The sequence below is a fragment of the Paenibacillus sp. 32352 genome, from assembly GCF_002042965.1.
GTDB classification, from domain to species: Bacteria; Bacillota; Bacilli; order Paenibacillales; family NBRC-103111; genus Paenibacillus_S; species Paenibacillus_S vulneris.
On sequence record NZ_MZNT01000005.1, the window covers coordinates 71,353 to 88,119 of the forward strand.

Below are 16,767 nucleotides of genomic sequence, written 5' to 3' on the forward strand. Positions count from 1 at the left end.
TTGTCGATATGTGATGCAGATCCGTGTAGAATCGTCCGATATCCTGCTTACCTACCTAGGATCGCATGGAAGAATAACCGAAAAGGTCGTCCCTTGCCCTACCGTACTCTTTACTTGCACGGTACCCTTATGGGCTTCCACAATGCTCTTCACAATGGAAAGGCCAAGTCCGGTGCCTCCGCTCGTTCCCCGCGTACGGGCTTTATCCGCTTTATAAAACCGCTCAAATATATAAGGCAAGTCTCCAGCAGGTATTCCTTGTCCCTGGTCCGTAATCTCGAGCAAGATGGCATCCTTGCCCTCATAAGTATGCTTTGCGGCACGCAATTGGATTTGTGCTTGCGGAGGAGTATGGCGTATCGCATTATCGAGTAGATTGGTCATGACCTGCTCCAATCGATCTTCATCCGCATGGGCCAGCAGCAATTCCTCCTCGGGAAGATCCACCGTCATCGTGATGCCCCGCTCCTTGGACAGTACGGCGAATTTCCTGTGCATCCGCCTCATGAAATGAAGGATATCCACTTCACGGAAATTCATCTCCATATTGCCGGTTTCCATCTTGGCCAGATCCAGAAGATCGCGTACCAGCCTGCCCATGCGAAGGGACTCGTCATGAATGACTTGGGCCAATTCTTTCCGTTCCTCCGGTGATGAAGCGATATCATCCACAAGGGCTTCGCTGTAGCCCTGAAGCATAGATAACGGCGTCCGTAGCTCGTGGGAAACATTGGCTACGAAATCCTTCCTCAGCTTATCCAGCCCGAACTCTTCCGTTACGTCCCTCATAACGGCAACGACTCCGCGGACGACATCGCGCGAATATAACGGAGCCATTACAACCGACCAGACTTCATTACGAACATGAAGCTTGGATGTGATCTCGGCAGCTCCGTTGATGACTTCCTCGAATAACGGTCGAACGGGCGGCGGAATCATATCGATATGCAAGCTTTGATCCCCTTCAGAATCCTTCTCCTGACCGAAGTCGGTCCATTGAAGCTGCCCCCAATCACGAACGATTTTATAGCCTTGGGGATTCGTAAGGATCACTTGACCGTCTGCATCAAAAGTAATGACGGCGTCCGCCATGCTTCGCAGCACGCTGGACAGATGCTCCTTCTCATGATTCAGCGCCTTGATCGTATCCGACAGCTCTTCTCCCATCCGGTTGAACGTTTTGGACAGCTCGCCGATCTCATCATCCGAGGAAATCGGTACCCGAGTACCGTATTCTCCATGCGAGATTAAATCCGCGGCTTTTTTCAGCTGCTGCAGCGGCTGCGTAATTTTGGTCAACAGGAAGAAGGCGAAGAACGTTGTCATGAGGAACCCAGCAAGCGATACGTACGCAAATAAACGCATGACATAGGCTTGAGTCTCCTCTACCGACTGGGTCGATTGATACAGCACTGCCGCACCGATAATGGTTTGCTGGGACGCATCCTTCAAGGGGACGGCTACAGCGGAATACAAATTATTGGCTCGCTGTTTGCCCCCCGCCTTTCCGACAACCTTATTATCGATGATCTGACCTGCAAATACCTTCTGCATGTCCTGCTTGCTGAAGAAATCATCATAATGCAGATCCCCCAGACTGCCAGGCTCGAAATAACCGGATTGGTTAAACTGTTTGTCTAGAATAAACACGGTCGCTTCCTGAGCGCTCAGCAAATCGTTGACCATCGTAATATAGTGATTGTCCTCGCTATGAAGGGAAATGCCCTCTGCAACCTTGGAGCCCAATTTATGCAGGCTTTCAATCTGATCCTGCGACTTGGGGAATGAGGTCTGTATATATTGAAACAGGAACAGGCCTAATACCATCAAGATGACAGCAACCAGCCCGATAATAGTCAGCCAGAGCTTTCCGACAATACTTTTTAAAATAAACACCTTATTTAGGCACCTCAAGCTTATAGCCGACGCCCCAAACCGTCGTGATCATGGCAGCAGCATCCGGCGAAACTTTATTCAGCTTCTCCCGCAGTCTTTTGACATGGGTGTCCACGGTTCTAAGATCACCGAAAAATTCGTAGTTCCATACGTCCTTCAACAGCTCTTCTCTAGAAAATACTTTGTCCGGCGAGACCGCCAGGTAATGCAATAGCTCGTACTCCTTAGGTGTCAACGCCACCTCTTGTCCTCCGGCCGTAACACGGTGTGCATCATGCTCAATGACCAGATTCGGGAACACGATGTTGTTGCTCGTGTTAACATCTTTGGACAAGTACGCTGTAACCGAGGAACGGCGCAATATCGCTTTGACCCGATAGATCACTTCACGAGGGCTGAATGGCTTCACGACATAATCGTCCGCTCCCATTTCGAAGCCCTGCACACGATTGGTCTCCTCACCCTTGGCTGTCAGCATGATGACCGGAGTGGATTTCACCTGACGCAATCTCGAGCATACCTCGTTGCCATCTATACCTGGAAGCATAATATCGAGCAATATTAAATCATAGTCGTTCTCAACCGCCTTCTTCAAGGCCGTTTCTCCATCCTCCGCTTCCTCGATAGAAAAGTTCTCCTTCTCCAAGTACATCCGCAGCAACCGGCGAATGCGCTCTTCATCATCGACAACCAATATGTTCATCTTTCTTTCTGTCATGAACCTTCATCCCTTTCCTGTTCCATTATCCCTGCATTATACACCCGCGTAAGAGTGCAATCCCGCAATGACCAGGTTAACACCGATCAACGTAAACATAACGACGATAAATCCGATAACAGCCAGCCAAGCGGATCTTTTACCCTGCCAGCCTCTGGACAGACGAAAATGCAGGTATGCCGCATAGTAGAGCCATGTAATAAGTGCCCACACCTCTTTGGGGTCCCAGCCCCAGAACCGCCCCCAGGCCTCCGCGGCCCATATCATGGCAAAAATAAGTGCGCCTAAGGTGAAGATAGGATAGCCGATCGCAATGGCGCGATAGCTGATTTCATCAATATCTTCAGGGTCAATTTCCTTCATCAACGGACTGATTGCCGCCGACAAAGGCTTTCTTGCGATCAAACGGAGCACCGCATAAAGAATGAGGCCGCCGATGAATGACCAGATCACGGTATTCAGCTTTCTCGCCGCTCCGCTGCCCTTAAACCATCCCGGGGCTTCAAATAAAGGCTCGGTCAGTCCGATAAACGGTTTCATCTCAAGCACTTGAGAATCCTTAGGCATAACAATCGGAGGCAGTACGTACTCCGTCGTTTGCTGTACGGCTCCTTCCGCTGCCGGCATCGCGAATTTGGCGCTGTAGCCTGCGGCATTGAAGCTAAAGATCATAACTACGAACGCTACGATGGTTACCAGGAAGAACATCGTGATCTCGACGCCAACTCTCTCCTTCTTGCCGGCTTGATCGCTGCTGTTGAAATTGATGGTTCGAAGCAAGTACATCAATCCGGCGGCGAAGCCTACTGCAAAGAACGCCTCACCGGCAGCTGCCGTGGTCACGTGAATTTTCAACCAGTAGCTCTGCAAGGCCGGGATCAGCGGTTGCACCTCTTTTGGAAATACCGATGCATACCCAATGATAATGATGCCTACCGGCAATGCGAATACCCCAAGCACCTGCGAACGATAAATGAAGTACACGATAATAAACGCCAGCATGATCATCATCGCAAGGAAGGTCATAAATTCAAACATGTTGCTTGTCGGTATATGACCTGCTTCCGCCCAGCGCTTGAAGAAGAAGCCCAGATGACAGAGGAATCCAATAATGGATAAGATAATCCCTGCATTCCCCCACTTCTCGCTTTTGGCCTCCGCATCCTGCCGGTTTAGCTTCTTGCCCGTAATGCCAATTACAAATACTAAAAATGCTGCGCTGTACACAATGAAAGCAAGCAATAACAAAGAACTGCTGTCCACTACTTCAACACCCCTGCCTCTAATGTCTTGGGATCTACCTGAATCCCGGTTTTATGAAGAATGTGCGCCACTTCTTTTCGAATGCCGAACCAGTTTTTGTTGGTGTGCGCACCTAACGACAGCTGCCCGTCGTCAATTCTTACCCAGACACGGCGGTGGTGCCAATAAAAGCCCATTACCAGGCCGATCATGGATATGGCTGCGCCTACCCATATGAAAGGAAGCGCTCGGTCCACGCGGATATTCAAGTAGCTTGTATAGGAAGAGAATTGTACATCTGACATCGAATTGACGGAGAGGTCCAGCTTCTTGGCAATCTCCCCGTTAATCTGATCTTGTGCAAATGCTTCTTTATCCACTTGTCTCGGGAAATAGATAAACGGCTGGCCCTCCGGAGATAGTCCAGGCCCGGTTATGTAAAAGATAAACGCGGGAGCCTTTGCTACATTGGACTTCGTCATTGGAGTCCCTTTGTCGTCCAGGCCGAATTCAGGGAAATAGCCCTTCAGCTTGAACTGGTACGGACCGACTTTGTATTCGTCTTCCGGCCGGGTCATCGATAATTCCATGCTGCCGTATACTTCTCCTGTCTGTTTATCTTTCAGTGAAGGCTTCACGGAAATTAAGAGCGGATCTTCCTTGTAGTCGTACTGGTATGCTAGCAGGCCTTTATAATTAAGCGGCTTGTTGACGATGATATCCTGACGATGAACTTCCTCTAGGGTTGGTTCCTTGAGCGGGTCATCACAGTTAGCCGTACATTTGTAGAGAACGGCCTTGGTCTCGTAGATTTTGGCGACGGCTTGCTGCTTGGCCCGGAAATCGGCGGACATCTCGTCTTCCGAGTAATAGTCTACGGTAAATTTCTCGTTTTTCAGATAGTAGGAAGTAGAAGGGATTTTTACAGGAGTTCCTTCCGGAAAAGCAACGTACTGGTCCATATTCCATCCTGGAAGACTGCGCATAAGGACGGCCATTAAAAAAATGATCAGCCCGATATGATTAATGTATGGTCCCCACCGGCTGAATCGGTTCTTCTCCGCAAGGAGCGCTGTACCGTCCGTATGAACTCGGTAGCGCTTCTTCTTGAGAAGCTGGGCCGTTTGTTCAATCCACGCCCTTGACTGTTGTTCTATATCGGCTTTCTCCGTGCTTTGCGTAATAGGACCGCTGTAAGATACTTTTTGCCGCAAAATAAAGTTGATATGTTTGCGAATTTGCTGCTTGCTGAGCGCCCGGTACAGCGGTAGGACACGGTCCAGACTGCAGACCACAAGCGAAGTGCCTAGCATAAAAAGCAGTGTAATAAACCACCATGATTCGTATGTACGTGATAAGCCAAGCTTGTAATAGATATCCCCAATAATTCCGTACGTTTCCTTGTAGTAGGTCGACGGGTCGAAATTAATGAAGTTGCTTTCTTGCGTAAAGATGGTACCAAGAGCGGCCCCCAACAGTGTGATAATGATAATATAGATGGCGATTTTCACGGAAGAGAAAAAATTCCACACCTTGTCAAGCAAACCCGGATTGGCCTTCTGCGAACGTCTTGCGACACCGTCATAACGCATTTCAAGCGGTTCTGTACCATCATCGTCAAACAGCGGCTTGCCGCAAGACTCGCACAGCACGGTACCGACCAAATTTTGATGACCGCATTCGCATTTTGTATTCTGAATCATGATGTTCCTCCTGAGAGCTTCATGGAAAGCTTGCTTCTTGTGCCAAAGCCGATGATTCGTTGGAACATCCGCCTTGCCAGACTAATTGGATTCATTGAGAATCGATATCCGTCTAAGTTACTGCGCTCATACAGCATTACGTAAAGGGAGTATCGGAAGGATAGCACGCCTTTACGTAATGAAATCACTGCTATGAGCATCACCGCTGGATGATTATTTACCGGATGCTGCTATGGAAGCGAAAGTCTGCTCAATATAAGCTTCGTCCATTTCGCCGATTTTAATCTTCGCAATCTTGCCGTCCGGAGAAATAAAAAAGGTAGTAGGGTACTGCATAACGCCGTACCGCTTACGAGTCTCTTCGTTGTCGTCCAGCAGAATGGGGAAATTAATTTTGTACTGATCAATAAAGCTTTGAACCGTAACCTTGCTCTCCCCCAGATTTAATCCGAGTATTGCCGTCGTATCCTTGTTCATCTTATCGTAATGATGCTGAATGGCCGGCATTTCGTTCTTACAAGGCGGGCAGAACGTACCCCAGAAATTAACCATAACGGACTTTCCCTTATAATCGGACAGCTTATGCTGCTTGCCGTCCAGGCCTACAAGCGTAAAGTCGGGTGCTTTGGAGCCTTCGACCGGCTTTTTATCCGTAGCATACAAATTGTTGAACATCGTAAGCGCACCGATAACAATCACCGCGGCAAATATCACCATCTGAACCCAACGTTTATGTTTTCCCATTATTTTACACCCCAAACCATCTCGGTCGATTCTATCCCCATTATATCGAAATTTGGCGTCAGCGATTATTTGCCTTTTTGAATTTTATGTGTCTTGAGAGCGCTATCGATCAGTTCTTTCACTTCCTGCGGTTTTAAAAGCCGGAATTTGCCTCTGGGTACCCCGAGCAAAGGTATAGGACCGAATTGAACACGCTTCAGCTTAATAACCGGAAACTGGATCGCATCAAACATACGCCGAACCTGACGATTTCTTCCTTCGTAAATGGTCATGGAGATTATAGTTTCATTTTTTTCCGGATTGACATCGTAATATTCAACCTCCGCAGGAGCTGTCATTCCGTCCTCAAGCTGAATCCCTTCGCGGAGCTTGTCCAGAAGTGAACCGTGCGGCACCCCTTTGACGGTTGCATGATATGTACGTGGAACATGATGCTTCGGATGCGTTAGCAGATTGGCGAAATCGCCGTCGTTCGTCAACAGAAGCAAGCCTTCGGTGTCGTAGTCCAGCCGGCCTACGGGGTAGATTCGTTCCTTAATTTCTTTCATGAAATCCGTAACGATTTTGCGGCCGCCAGGGTCGGAAGCGCTAGTAATGACGCCCTTCGGCTTGTTGAACAGGACGTAAACCTTCTTTTGCTGACGAATAGCCCGTCCATCTACGTGAATCACATCCTTTTGGGGATCAACCTTTACCCCTAAAGTTGTGATTACCTTATCGTTCACCTGCACGCGGCCTGCAGTGATCAATTCCTCACATTTTCTCCGGGAGGCCACTCCCGCTTCTGCCAATACTTTTTGTAATCGTTCCATTGGACTGTATTCACCTCAACCTAATGATACCTATCATCAGGTGAAATCACAAGTTGAGACCATGGGAAAAAAGCTCCCGGACACGAAATACTGTGCGGAAATATGTCATCCGGTTGAAAACGCCATGCTTCCGCAAGCCGGATGATCAGTTTATTCAAAATAAACAGCTGCTCTTTCTCCTTAACCGTATAGCTGTAACGGGGCTCAGAGAAATCGCCTTCCACACAAATGTGAATATACAGGGGGTCGGTTTGCTCGGAAGCCGGGATAATGGTGCCATCCCGGGAGATGAAGAAATCATAGCCTTTACCGTTAATGGAGGGACATACCGAATGGTGGATAATAATGCCGTAATACTGCACTCAGCTCACCTCTTATCTGTTAGCTGGTACAGTATATGTGCGGAGAATTTTGGGGGTTCTAGGCGAAGACTAAATAACAGATGGCGATAGAGGCTATGAACCCTACGGCATCGGATATTAAGCCGACCTTAAGAGCGTAGCTCGCCTTGCGGATACCGATGGCACCGAAGTATACCGTAATAACGTACAGCGTCGTGTCAGTGCTCCCTTGGATTGTAGAGGCAATGCGGCCGATCATGGAATCAGGCCCAAACTGTTGAACAAGATCTGTCGTAAAAGCAAGCGAGCCGGCGCCCGTGAGCGGACGAAGGATCGCAAGTGGCAGCACTTCGCTCGGGATGCCGATCATCGCACAGAATGGCTTCACCCATCCTATCAGCAGCTCCATAGCCCCGGATGCCCGGAAGACGCTGATAGCAACCATCATGCCGACCAGATGCGGAATGATCCGGATCGCCGTATCAAAGCCTTCCTTAGCCCCGTCTACGAACGATTCATAGACGGGCACTTTACGGTAGGCGGCGAATAACGGAATAAAGACAATGATGACCGGGATGGCCCAAGCCGAAATGATATTGACGAAGGAGTACAAACGCGATCATCCTTTCCCTGGAGGAGTAGCTGGCGGATTGGCGGGAGGCTTCCGAAATAGGGGTGCGCTTCGGCTCCGGTACCACTTATCGACTATAATTGCTGCCAAGGTCGATATGAAGGTTGCCACCAGCGTCGTTCCGACGATATCGGTAGGGTTCGCCGATTGAAAATTCATTCGTATGGCAATCAGTGTCGTAGGAATGAGAGTAATACTGGCCGTATTAAGCGCTAACAGTGTACACATGGCCGGGCTCGCCTTATCCTTGTCCGGATTGAGCGATTGCAGCTCCTGCATGGCCTTGATCCCCATCGGGGTGGCAGCGTTGCCCAGCCCCAAAATGTTGGCGCTCATATTGGACATGATGTATCCGATAGCGGGATGGTTTTTGGGGATGCTTGGGAATAAGAAACGCACGAAAGGCCGGAGCAGGACAGCCAGCTTCTGCAGCAGTCCCGCATCCTCCGCAATTCGCATCATGCCGAGCCAGAACACCATCACGCTGATCAAGCCGAAGCAAACGGTTACTCCGCTCTTGGCACCCTCAAACGCCGCCTGCGTGACAACTTCAATATTTCCCTTGACGGCAGCCACTACAAAACCGGCGACAATGAAAAACAACCATATAAGATTCACCATAGAAGAGGCGTCTCCCTTCCTAATTGTTAAGCCGCTTGTCCAGTGAATAAGACACGGACCAGGAACTGTACAATATAGAGCCATTTATCCGCGTATGTCGCCGTTCCCTGATCGGAGGCCTGAAAGAAAAATGCAGACTGCTCCTGCTGATTTAACCTCGGACTATCCTTGTCGTACAGCGGAATGCTGCCAATAGGCTTGCCGTTCAAGCTGTAGGTGAGTGACCCTCTTTCACCCAGACGATAATTCGTTGAAGCAGGGTCAACTAATTGGATCTTGGTTGAGAATTGGCCCTTTTCGCTTTCCAGCACCGGATAAGCAAAGCTTTTGCCGGCAACCAGGTCGGTGCCTTGCACCGCATCGCCTTTGCCGATAAACTGCTGCAGAGGGTAATTCTTGAACCCGTAATCCAAAAGCTTGGCGTGATCAGCCCAATCATTGCCGTCATTCAGTGTGACGACAGCCAGCTGTTGTCCGTTGCGGGTGGCCGATGAGACGAGGCAGCGTTTCGCGGTCTTGGTATAGCCGGTCTTGACTCCGTCCGCGCCTTCGTACAAGCTCAGCATCTTGTTCTTGTTAAGCCAAGTATAATCCCAGGCTTCGTTAGGATTTGGCACCTTCTTCACCTTTGTTTTTACGATTTCCTGGAAAACCGGATTTTGAAGCGCGTGGGCCGCAAGCTTGGCCATATCATTCGCTGTTGAATAATGTCCTTCCGCATCAAGTCCGCTAGGATTCTTGAAGCTGGAGCGGGTCATACCGAGCAGCTTGGCTTCCTCATTCATCATGTAGGCGAATCCTTCCACAGTTCCTCCTACATGCTCCGCGATCGCGGTAGCCGCATCATTGCCGGAACGAAGCATCATCCCGTACAGCAAATGATTCAGGCTCATTTCCTCACCGACCTTCAAGTAGATGGAGGAGCCTTCTTTGCCGGCGGCATTTCTGCTTACTTTCACCATATCTGACAGCTTGCTGTTCTCTATCGCAACAATCGCCGTCATGATCTTCGTCAAGCTGGCAATCCGCATCTGCTTGTCTCCCTGCTGACTATACAAAATACGGCCCGAGGTTACATCTATCAGCGCTGCCGCCTCCGCATGCGTGGATACAGGGGGAGCGGCTTGTACAGCTGCCGGCCAGCCTGCCGAAATTATCAGGTAGATCCCCATTATCAACAATGAACCCAGTCTTTTCATGTGGTCCGATCCTCCTAATTTTATTGCAGCCTCCGGCATACCATTTCCGGATGGCTTGATTCCTGTTAAGGAAACGTGACTCGATTCGTTTACGGAACATCTTGTACAAGTATATGCTTATCCACCATGGTTATGAGTTGCCATGCAAATAAAATAGCCCTGCGGAAACGAGGTATCGTTCCTGCAGAGCTATTTTTAGCGTTATATCAAGGATCGCATCGGAGCGATGCAATCCGGTTCATCATAGCGTACGTTGCCCACCTTGGGGTCGACTTCATAGGAAGTCATAAGGCTGGCGGGATAAGAAGCCAGCACCGGCTTGAGTCTTGAGACCTCCGTTACAGTACGGTCCAGCCATAGCGATTCCGATTCTTTGGTTAAGATAACCGGCATCCGATCATGTACGGCGGCCACAAGATCGTTGGGTTCCGTAGTAAGAATAGTACAGGTATGCAGCTTCTCACCATTAGCTTGTACCCAGGTATCATATAAACCCGCCATGCCGAAAAGACCGCCGTCTTTCATCGTAAACCGGATAGGCTGCTTGCTTTTCCCCGCCTTCTTCCACTCATAGAATCCGTCGGACGGAATCATGCATCGTTTACGGCTTAACAGACGTTGAAAGGACGGCTTCTCCGTCACCGTCTCCGCTCGTAAATTGATAGGGGTAACACCAGCCTTCTCATCCTTCGACCAACTCGGCACAAGCCCCCACCGAAGCTCGCCCAACCGGCGATCTCCTTGGCTCTCTCCGCCTATGATAGCGGGAATCCATTGACCCGGAGCTATATTATACCGGGGAGCATATCGGGCTGCCACGTTCTCGCCTAATAAGAAATGGAGCATCAGCTCCTCCAGTGTAACGGTGATCGTATACCTCCCGCACATTATCTGCCACCCCCAGCATCCACACTGCTTACGAACACAGTCAGCTTTTCAGATAGATCCACTTCGTACGGCTGTGTTTTCTGCCCTTCAGCATCCTCAAAGATACGGATGACAGGACGCTGAGGTACCGCAGGGTTAATATTGACAACGACTCCCTTCTCGCCTGTACTTAGTACAACGGATAGTCCGAGCGGGTAGATCGCGACATTGTCCCGGAATAAAGCTACCTTCTTGTGCTCATATAATGTCCCTACGCCTGCGAACAGTGTCTCCATCGCTTGATGCGGCAGCATGGCTGTCCTGTACGGGCGATGCATCGTCATCGCGTCATAGCTGTCTACAATGGCGATCCATTTGGCGTATTCATGGATTTCCTTGTCTTTAATTCCTCGCGGATAGCCGCTGCCATCCAGACGCTCGTGATGCTGGAAGGCGCAATGAGCGGCCAACAGCGGTATGTTAGGCTCGTCCTTCAATAATTTGAAGCCTAATTCAGCATGAGTCTGAACCTCTGCGCGTTCGGTATCAGTCAGAGGTCCCGGTTTTTTCAGCAAGTCCTGGTTAATCTTAATTATTCCGATATCATGTAATAGTGCTCCCAGACCAAGTGTCAAAATTTCATCCCGGCTGTATCCGTTAGCCATGCCCAGCATGGTAGCATAAATGCAAACATTAAGAGAATGCTGGTATAAATATGTATTCGTGACATTCATATTCATCAACATAATAAGGGCATCTTCTCTGGAATCCAGATCTTCGATAATCATCTTCATCACATTGCCGAAGGCTTTTCCCATAAAATGATTTTTTGAAAATTTCGGTCTGCTGTTGCCTTCGATCATGCTTCTAAATTGTGTTCGTATTTCGCTAAGAGCTTTAACCCTCGTTTCATCGGAGATTGGATCTTCTATGACGATATCGCTAGTCGCTTCATCTTCAATGTATAAAAAATCGATGCCAAGCTGCTCGAGCCGGTTGAGAACGGTTTGTGAAAGCTCAACATGCTCTTTAAGCAGGATGACACCTTCCTCATTATAAATGCATTTCCCTAGCTTCATACCAGGAATACAGGATCGAGTAGGAAGTAAACGCACAAAAAAAACCTCTTTCATTATTGACTCATAACCTAACTATAAAAGAAAGCTTTTTAAAGAGCAACCATAAACAAAAAGCAAAGCTGCCCAAACAAATTTGAGCAGCCGGCAAAAGTTGGAACCATACTAATCACTTATAAAATTGCCGCTAAACAATAAAATTTTGGTTCTCGATATTATTTGTCACGTGGCTACCGCTCTCCGGCATGCCGGTTTTGTTACCTTTCATCATGCTTTGGATACGGTCCACCACCGTCGGTGCGGAATCAATGAGACGCTCCAGCAAGTGCGTTTGGTTATCTAAAGGAACGATTTTTACGCCATGCTTGCCAACCACCAGGAACGCTATTGGGGTAATCGACACACCGCCGCCGCTGCCTCCGCCGAAAGGAAGGGCTACTTGCGCGTTCATTGCATCGTTGCGATGGCCTCCCGCATTGTTCTCTTCAGCGGATGAAAATTCACTGCCCCCTGCCGCAAAACCGAAGCCCACCTTGGAAATCGGCATAATGACGCTGCCGTCAGGGGTTTCTACAGGATCGCCGACAATGGTATTCACGTCGACCATTTCCTTAATGTTTTCCATTGCAACCTTCATTAAGCCTTCGATCGGATGTGTTGTCATTTAGTCTCCTCCTCTTCGTGTGACACAATACTTAAGGGAATCCTGTCGCATCTTTATCATCTCCAGAAGAAGAGGTGCCTATGTAATGGTAAATTTATTTAACAAGCCCTCAAGAAGTCGATTCGCATTATGACGCTTTGAACAGCACTTTACGCCACATCCGTAAACCGCCTTTAATCTTCATGATGCGCAGCAGCAATCGAAGACTGGCGTACATGATTTCGTATACGCGGATTTTGAGCAAAACCTGAACTTCCGAGGAAAAAGTAGTTATATTGTACTGAGGGACTACTTGAATAACCGGTTTCGTCTCCAGCTGAATATACCGGAATACGTAACCTAAAAGGGAAGCCTTGAGTCCCCAGACCATTCCTGCCGTCATGGCCGTTTCTGCCGCATCTCCAATGCCCACGTTCGTTTTCCAAAATAACTCGGTACAGCGTACATGCCGCAGCGTCTCTCGGAACCATCGGTTAAATTGGAAACAATGGGCCAGCAGCACCTGATAATTCGCGAACGCCTCTTGAATGGTCCGTTTGGTGATATGGCTCTTGTTATCGTTCGTCAGCTCATTATTGGTTTTATTTACTTGTTCCGCCTTAAAATGGACTCCCTCTTGAACATTCAAAAATTTGATAACAGGAATAGCGAATCTACGTTTCACCAAACCGTACAGTGTATGCAAATCCAGCACGATTTCATCGTCCTGCCGCTGTCTCACCACCGTGAATCTGCACTGCATACTGCTGCAAGCAAAAAGAAGGATAAGGACAAACACTATTCCTACAATCCAAGGCCAAATCATGTTCTACCTCCCGCATGCATCGCCCTGCCAAAATCCATAATCCTTCGCAAGCAAGGATAGGCGTATTTTCGCAAAGCGCAAATAACTCCTTATGCTCAAGAAGCACAGCTTCTGTTCATTCAGGAGTTAGTATAGCCCTGTGATGGTAAAACATGCGCAGCTATATACAGGCTTTATTATTCGGATTGGGATACATCCTCGAAGGTGATTTGCTTTTCATCCAGCTTGTCGAAAAGCAATCTTGTCTCTTCTTCCAAATTATCATCATTTTGAAATAATGAAGTTTCCGGCAGCTCATCAATCGAACTAAGAGCAAAGTAATCCAGGAACGCTTTGGTTGTACCGTATAAAATAGGACGGCCCGGCGCATCTGCGCGGTCAACCTCTTGAATCAAATCCTTAGCCACCAATGTCTGGAGGGCACGATCCGCCTTGACGCCGCGGATTTCCTCAATCTCCACTCTTGTGATCGGCTGCTTATAAGCAACGATGGCCAGGGTCTCCAAAGCCGCTTGAGATAAGGAGGAACGGGACGGAGAATACGCCAAACGCTCTAAATAAGGAGCATGGTCCGGAAGCGTCGTCAGCTGGTAAGCCCCTGCCAACTCAACAATTTGCAAGCCGCGGCCGCTTCTCTTGAAGTCCGCTTGAAGGTCCAACACAAGTTCTTTGATGAAATCAGCGTTTTGCTCTAATACTTCAGCCAGCTGCTTGGCATCCAGACCCTCGTCCCCCGCCACAAACAGCAAGCCTTCAATAACTGATTTCATCTGTTGAAAATCCATGTGCTATTCCTTCCTCTCTTGCCTGAATCACGATATCCTCAAATAATTTATGCTGATAGCAGATGACAACCTTCACCTTCATCAGCTCCAGCAGCGCCAAAAAGGTCGTTACGATCCCTTCCCTGGTCATCATGTTGTTGTCCACCAACCTGGAAAACAACACCTTGCCCCCGGCCTTCTCCAGATACTCCACTACTTCTCTCATCCGGTCCTTAACAGAAATCTCATCCTTGCGGATTTTGGCAACCATATTGCGGCTGGACATCCGGTTCATCGCCCTTTGGAACGCACGTACCAAATCTGCTATGTGCAGGCCTTTGACCGGATTTTCAACGATGGCGGGAACATAAGGCGTCAAGTCCTCGGGTTCCCTGGTATAAATCAAGCTCCGCTCCAGCTCCTTGTCCCTCAAATGATCGGCAATCGCCTTGTATTTGCGATATTCAATCAGCTTGGCAACGAGCTCGGCACGCGGGTCATAATCCTCGTCCATCATATAGTCATCATATTCCATCTCAATAACGGGAGGCTTAGGCAGGAGCATCTGACTCTTAATGGACAAGAGCGTCGCGGCCATCACCAGAAACTCGCTGGTGACTTCCAGCTCCAGCTCCTGCATAGCATCCAAGTATTCCATGTATTGATCCGTAATCTCTTTGATCGGGATGTTGTAGATATCTATTTCTGATTTATCTATTAAATGCAATAATAAATCGAGGGGGCCTTCAAACGTATCCAGCTTGTATGTAACCTTTTCCAAGTAGAATTTCCCCCTAAGATTTTTCTTTAGAAAAATCAACTTCGTAAACATACGCTAAGATTTTTCGTCAGAAAAATCGACTTCGCTAGTATCTCGGGCGATAAATTTCGCGCAAATATGACATCGTCTGCAAATCGCCCTAATACATCATTGTAGTTCAGGAAAGCTGTTTGGTCAAATTCGCCATCTCAATAGCGGTGGTAGCCGCTTCCCATCCCTTATTGCCGGCTTTGGTTCCCGCACGCTCCACAGCCTGCTCAATGGAATCCGTAGTCAATACGCCAAAGATGGTCGGAACACCCGTTTTAAGGCTGATCGCCGCAACTCCTTTGGCAACTTCATTGCACACATAGTCAAAGTGAGGAGTGGAGCCGCGGATTACTGCTCCCAGGGTGATTACAGCGTCATATTTGCCGCTTTCGGCCATTTTTTGAGCGATCAACGCGATTTCGAAGGCCCCCGGTACCCACGCAATTTCAACTTCTTCATCCGCTGCACCGTGACGCTTCAAGGCATCCAGCGCACCGCCAAGCAGCTTGCTTGTAATAAATTCATTAAACCGTCCAACAACAATACCGTATTTTAATCCTTTAGAAATTAAATGTCCTTCGTATATTTTCGCCATGTTTTTACAACATCCTTCCGCTGTAGTCGTTATTTTATAAAAAAATGTGTAGGTTTCGACAAAGGTCAGAACCGCAGCATGTGACCTAGCTTCTCCTGCTTCGTGTGCAAATAGTTCGTATTGGACTCATTCTCTTTCATTTGGATCGGGACGCGTTCCACAACCGTTAAGCCGTATCCTTCAAGACCTTTGATCTTGCGTGGGTTGTTCGTCAGCAGCCGTATTTGTGAGATACCCAAATCCTTCAATATTTGAGCGCCGATACCATAGTCCCTCAGATCTGCCGGAAAGCCCAGCTGCAAATTCGCATCGACCGTGTCCAGACCCTGTTCCTGAAGGACGTAAGCTTTAAGCTTATTGATCAGACCGATGCCGCGGCCTTCCTGCCTCATATACAGCAGCACGCCCGACCCCGCTTCGTCAATTTGCTTCAGCGCCGCATCCAGCTGTGGACCGCAGTCGCACCGATGCGAATGGAATACGTCTCCGGTCAAGCATTCCGAGTGAACGCGGACCAGCGTAGGCACGGAGCTGTCAATCTCGCCTTTGACCAAGGCTACATGCTCTTTTTGGTCCACAGCATTGGAGTACGCTATAGCCGTGAACAAGCCGTAATCTGTCGGAAGCTTGGCCGCCACCTCCCGTTTGACCAGCTTCTCCTTGTGGTTGCGGTATTGAATCAAATCCTGAATGGTGATGATTTTCATATCATGCTTGCGGCTGAATTCCATCAGCTCGGGAACGCGGGCCATTTCCCCATCCTCTTTAATGATTTCGCAAATGACAGCGGCAGGGTAGGAACCGCACAGACGAGCCAGATCAACGGCTGCCTCCGTATGTCCCGCCCGGCGAAGCACTCCGCCCTTTTTGGCAATAAGAGGGAATATATGCCCCGGACGACGGAAGCTCTGAGGGTTCGTGTCAGGATCGATCAGCGACTTCACCGTCATAGAGCGCTCCGATGCGGAAATGCCTGTCGTCGTATCGACGTGGTCTACCGAAACCGTAAAGGCCGTGCCATGGTATTCCGTATTTCTCGTTACCATCGGGGGCAGCTCCAGCTCCCGGGCACGTTCCTCGGTAATAGGGGCGCATACGAGACCGCGGCCTTCCTTGATCATGAAATTGATGATCTCCGGGGTCGCTTTCTCGGCCAGAGCGATAAAATCTCCCTCGTTCTCTCTATCTTCATCATCGACAACGATAATGATTTTTCCAAGCATCAAATCCGATATGGCTTCTTCAATCGTATGGAATTGAAACGATGTATCCATGCTC

General features: G+C 48.8%; 18 protein-coding genes. All 18 read right to left on the minus strand.

Annotated features, from left to right (window positions below):
- Positions 1–51 precede the first annotated feature (51 nt).
- Positions 52–1,896 (minus strand): HAMP domain-containing sensor histidine kinase, encoded by a 1,845-nt coding sequence (locus B1728_RS13355; RefSeq protein ID WP_079910720.1) that lies wholly within the window; start codon positions 1,894–1,896, stop codon positions 52–54.
- Position 1,897: 1 nt separating this feature from the next.
- The gene (locus B1728_RS13360; protein WP_079910721.1) at positions 1,898–2,614 is read right to left on the minus strand and encodes a response regulator transcription factor; all 717 of its coding nucleotides are present in this window, start codon (positions 2,612–2,614) and stop codon (positions 1,898–1,900) included.
- 36 nt (positions 2,615–2,650) lie between these two features.
- Positions 2,651–3,877 carry a c-type cytochrome biogenesis protein CcsB gene (ccsB, locus tag B1728_RS13365; protein ID WP_079910722.1) on the minus strand — a complete coding sequence of 409 codons (1,227 nt, stop codon included), beginning with the start codon at positions 3,875–3,877 and terminating at the stop codon, positions 2,651–2,653.
- Positions 3,877–5,559, minus strand: a complete 1,683-nt coding sequence (gene resB / locus B1728_RS13370; protein WP_079910723.1) for a cytochrome c biogenesis protein ResB — start codon at positions 5,557–5,559, stop codon at positions 3,877–3,879. Before resB ends, ccsB begins: the two co-directional genes overlap by 1 nt.
- Positions 5,560–5,772: 213 nt before the next feature.
- Positions 5,773–6,303: a thiol-disulfide oxidoreductase ResA gene (gene resA / locus B1728_RS13375; protein ID WP_079910724.1), complete on the minus strand. Its 531-nt coding sequence runs from the start codon at positions 6,301–6,303 to the stop codon at positions 5,773–5,775.
- Positions 6,304–6,368: 65 nt separating this feature from the next.
- A complete protein-coding gene (locus B1728_RS13380; protein ID WP_079910725.1) occupies positions 6,369–7,115 on the minus strand; it encodes a pseudouridine synthase in 747 nt (248 codons plus the stop codon).
- Between the two features lie 20 nt (positions 7,116–7,135).
- The gene (locus B1728_RS13385; protein WP_079910726.1) at positions 7,136–7,477 is read right to left on the minus strand and encodes a peptidoglycan recognition protein family protein; all 342 of its coding nucleotides are present in this window, start codon (positions 7,475–7,477) and stop codon (positions 7,136–7,138) included.
- 58 nt (positions 7,478–7,535) lie between these two features.
- The gene (locus tag B1728_RS13390; protein ID WP_079910727.1) at positions 7,536–8,069 is read right to left on the minus strand and encodes a spore maturation protein; all 534 of its coding nucleotides are present in this window, start codon (positions 8,067–8,069) and stop codon (positions 7,536–7,538) included.
- Positions 8,070–8,075: 6 nt separating this feature from the next.
- On the minus strand, positions 8,076–8,708 hold the full coding sequence (locus B1728_RS13395; protein WP_079910728.1) for a nucleoside recognition domain-containing protein: 633 nt from the start codon (positions 8,706–8,708) through the stop codon (positions 8,076–8,078).
- Positions 8,709–8,734: 26 nt separating this feature from the next.
- Positions 8,735–9,907, minus strand: coding sequence for a D-alanyl-D-alanine carboxypeptidase family protein (locus B1728_RS13400; RefSeq protein ID WP_079910729.1), 1,173 nt, complete (start codon positions 9,905–9,907; stop codon positions 8,735–8,737).
- Between the two features lie 201 nt (positions 9,908–10,108).
- Complete coding sequence (locus B1728_RS13405; protein WP_079910730.1) at positions 10,109–10,795, minus strand: SOS response-associated peptidase; 687 nt, start codon at positions 10,793–10,795, stop codon at positions 10,109–10,111.
- On the minus strand, positions 10,795–11,889 hold the full coding sequence (locus B1728_RS13410) for an HD-GYP domain-containing protein (protein WP_079910731.1): 1,095 nt from the start codon (positions 11,887–11,889) through the stop codon (positions 10,795–10,797). The genes B1728_RS13405 and B1728_RS13410 overlap by 1 nt, the downstream gene beginning before the upstream one ends.
- A gap of 148 nt (positions 11,890–12,037) precedes the next feature.
- Positions 12,038–12,514, minus strand: coding sequence for a GerW family sporulation protein (gene ytfJ / locus B1728_RS13415; RefSeq protein WP_079910732.1), 477 nt, complete (start codon positions 12,512–12,514; stop codon positions 12,038–12,040).
- Positions 12,515–12,641: 127 nt separating this feature from the next.
- A complete protein-coding gene (locus B1728_RS13420; protein ID WP_079910733.1) occupies positions 12,642–13,319 on the minus strand; it encodes a DUF2953 domain-containing protein in 678 nt (225 codons plus the stop codon).
- Positions 13,320–13,495: 176 nt separating this feature from the next.
- Complete coding sequence (scpB, locus tag B1728_RS13425; protein ID WP_079910734.1) at positions 13,496–14,104, minus strand: SMC-Scp complex subunit ScpB; 609 nt, start codon at positions 14,102–14,104, stop codon at positions 13,496–13,498.
- A complete protein-coding gene (locus B1728_RS13430; RefSeq protein WP_225948520.1) occupies positions 14,073–14,864 on the minus strand; it encodes a segregation and condensation protein A in 792 nt (263 codons plus the stop codon). Before B1728_RS13430 ends, scpB begins: the two co-directional genes overlap by 32 nt.
- A 157-nt stretch (positions 14,865–15,021) precedes the next feature.
- Positions 15,022–15,489 (minus strand): 6,7-dimethyl-8-ribityllumazine synthase, encoded by a 468-nt coding sequence (gene ribH, locus B1728_RS13435; protein WP_079910736.1) that lies wholly within the window; start codon positions 15,487–15,489, stop codon positions 15,022–15,024.
- Positions 15,490–15,554: 65 nt separating this feature from the next.
- Entirely contained in the window at positions 15,555–16,763 is a 1,209-nt protein-coding gene (locus B1728_RS13440; RefSeq protein ID WP_079910737.1) for a bifunctional 3,4-dihydroxy-2-butanone-4-phosphate synthase/GTP cyclohydrolase II, read from the minus strand.
- Positions 16,764–16,767 lie beyond the last annotated feature (4 nt).

Excerpts from the sequence above, each read along its gene's own strand:
- B1728_RS13360 (WP_079910721.1), bottom strand. The coding sequence starts at position 2,614 with ATGACAGAAAGAAAGATGAACATATTGGTTGTCGATGATGAAGAGCGC.
- resB (WP_079910723.1), bottom strand. The coding sequence starts at position 5,559 with ATGATTCAGAATACAAAATGCGAATGCGGTCATCAAAATTTGGTCGGT.
- resA (WP_079910724.1), bottom strand. The coding sequence starts at position 6,303 with ATGGGAAAACATAAACGTTGGGTTCAGATGGTGATATTTGCCGCGGTG.
- B1728_RS13380 (WP_079910725.1), bottom strand. The coding sequence starts at position 7,115 with ATGGAACGATTACAAAAAGTATTGGCAGAAGCGGGAGTGGCCTCCCGG.
- B1728_RS13395 (WP_079910728.1), bottom strand. The coding sequence starts at position 8,708 with ATGGTGAATCTTATATGGTTGTTTTTCATTGTCGCCGGTTTTGTAGTG.
- B1728_RS13400 (WP_079910729.1), bottom strand. The coding sequence starts at position 9,907 with ATGAAAAGACTGGGTTCATTGTTGATAATGGGGATCTACCTGATAATT.
- B1728_RS13405 (WP_079910730.1), bottom strand. The coding sequence starts at position 10,795 with ATGTGCGGGAGGTATACGATCACCGTTACACTGGAGGAGCTGATGCTC.
- ytfJ (WP_079910732.1), bottom strand. The coding sequence starts at position 12,514 with ATGACAACACATCCGATCGAAGGCTTAATGAAGGTTGCAATGGAAAAC.
- B1728_RS13420 (WP_079910733.1), bottom strand. The coding sequence starts at position 13,319 with ATGATTTGGCCTTGGATTGTAGGAATAGTGTTTGTCCTTATCCTTCTT.
- scpB (WP_079910734.1), bottom strand. The coding sequence starts at position 14,104 with ATGGATTTTCAACAGATGAAATCAGTTATTGAAGGCTTGCTGTTTGTG.
- ribH (WP_079910736.1), bottom strand. The coding sequence starts at position 15,489 with ATGGCGAAAATATACGAAGGACATTTAATTTCTAAAGGATTAAAATAC.
- B1728_RS13440 (WP_079910737.1), bottom strand. The coding sequence starts at position 16,763 with ATGGATACATCGTTTCAATTCCATACGATTGAAGAAGCCATATCGGAT.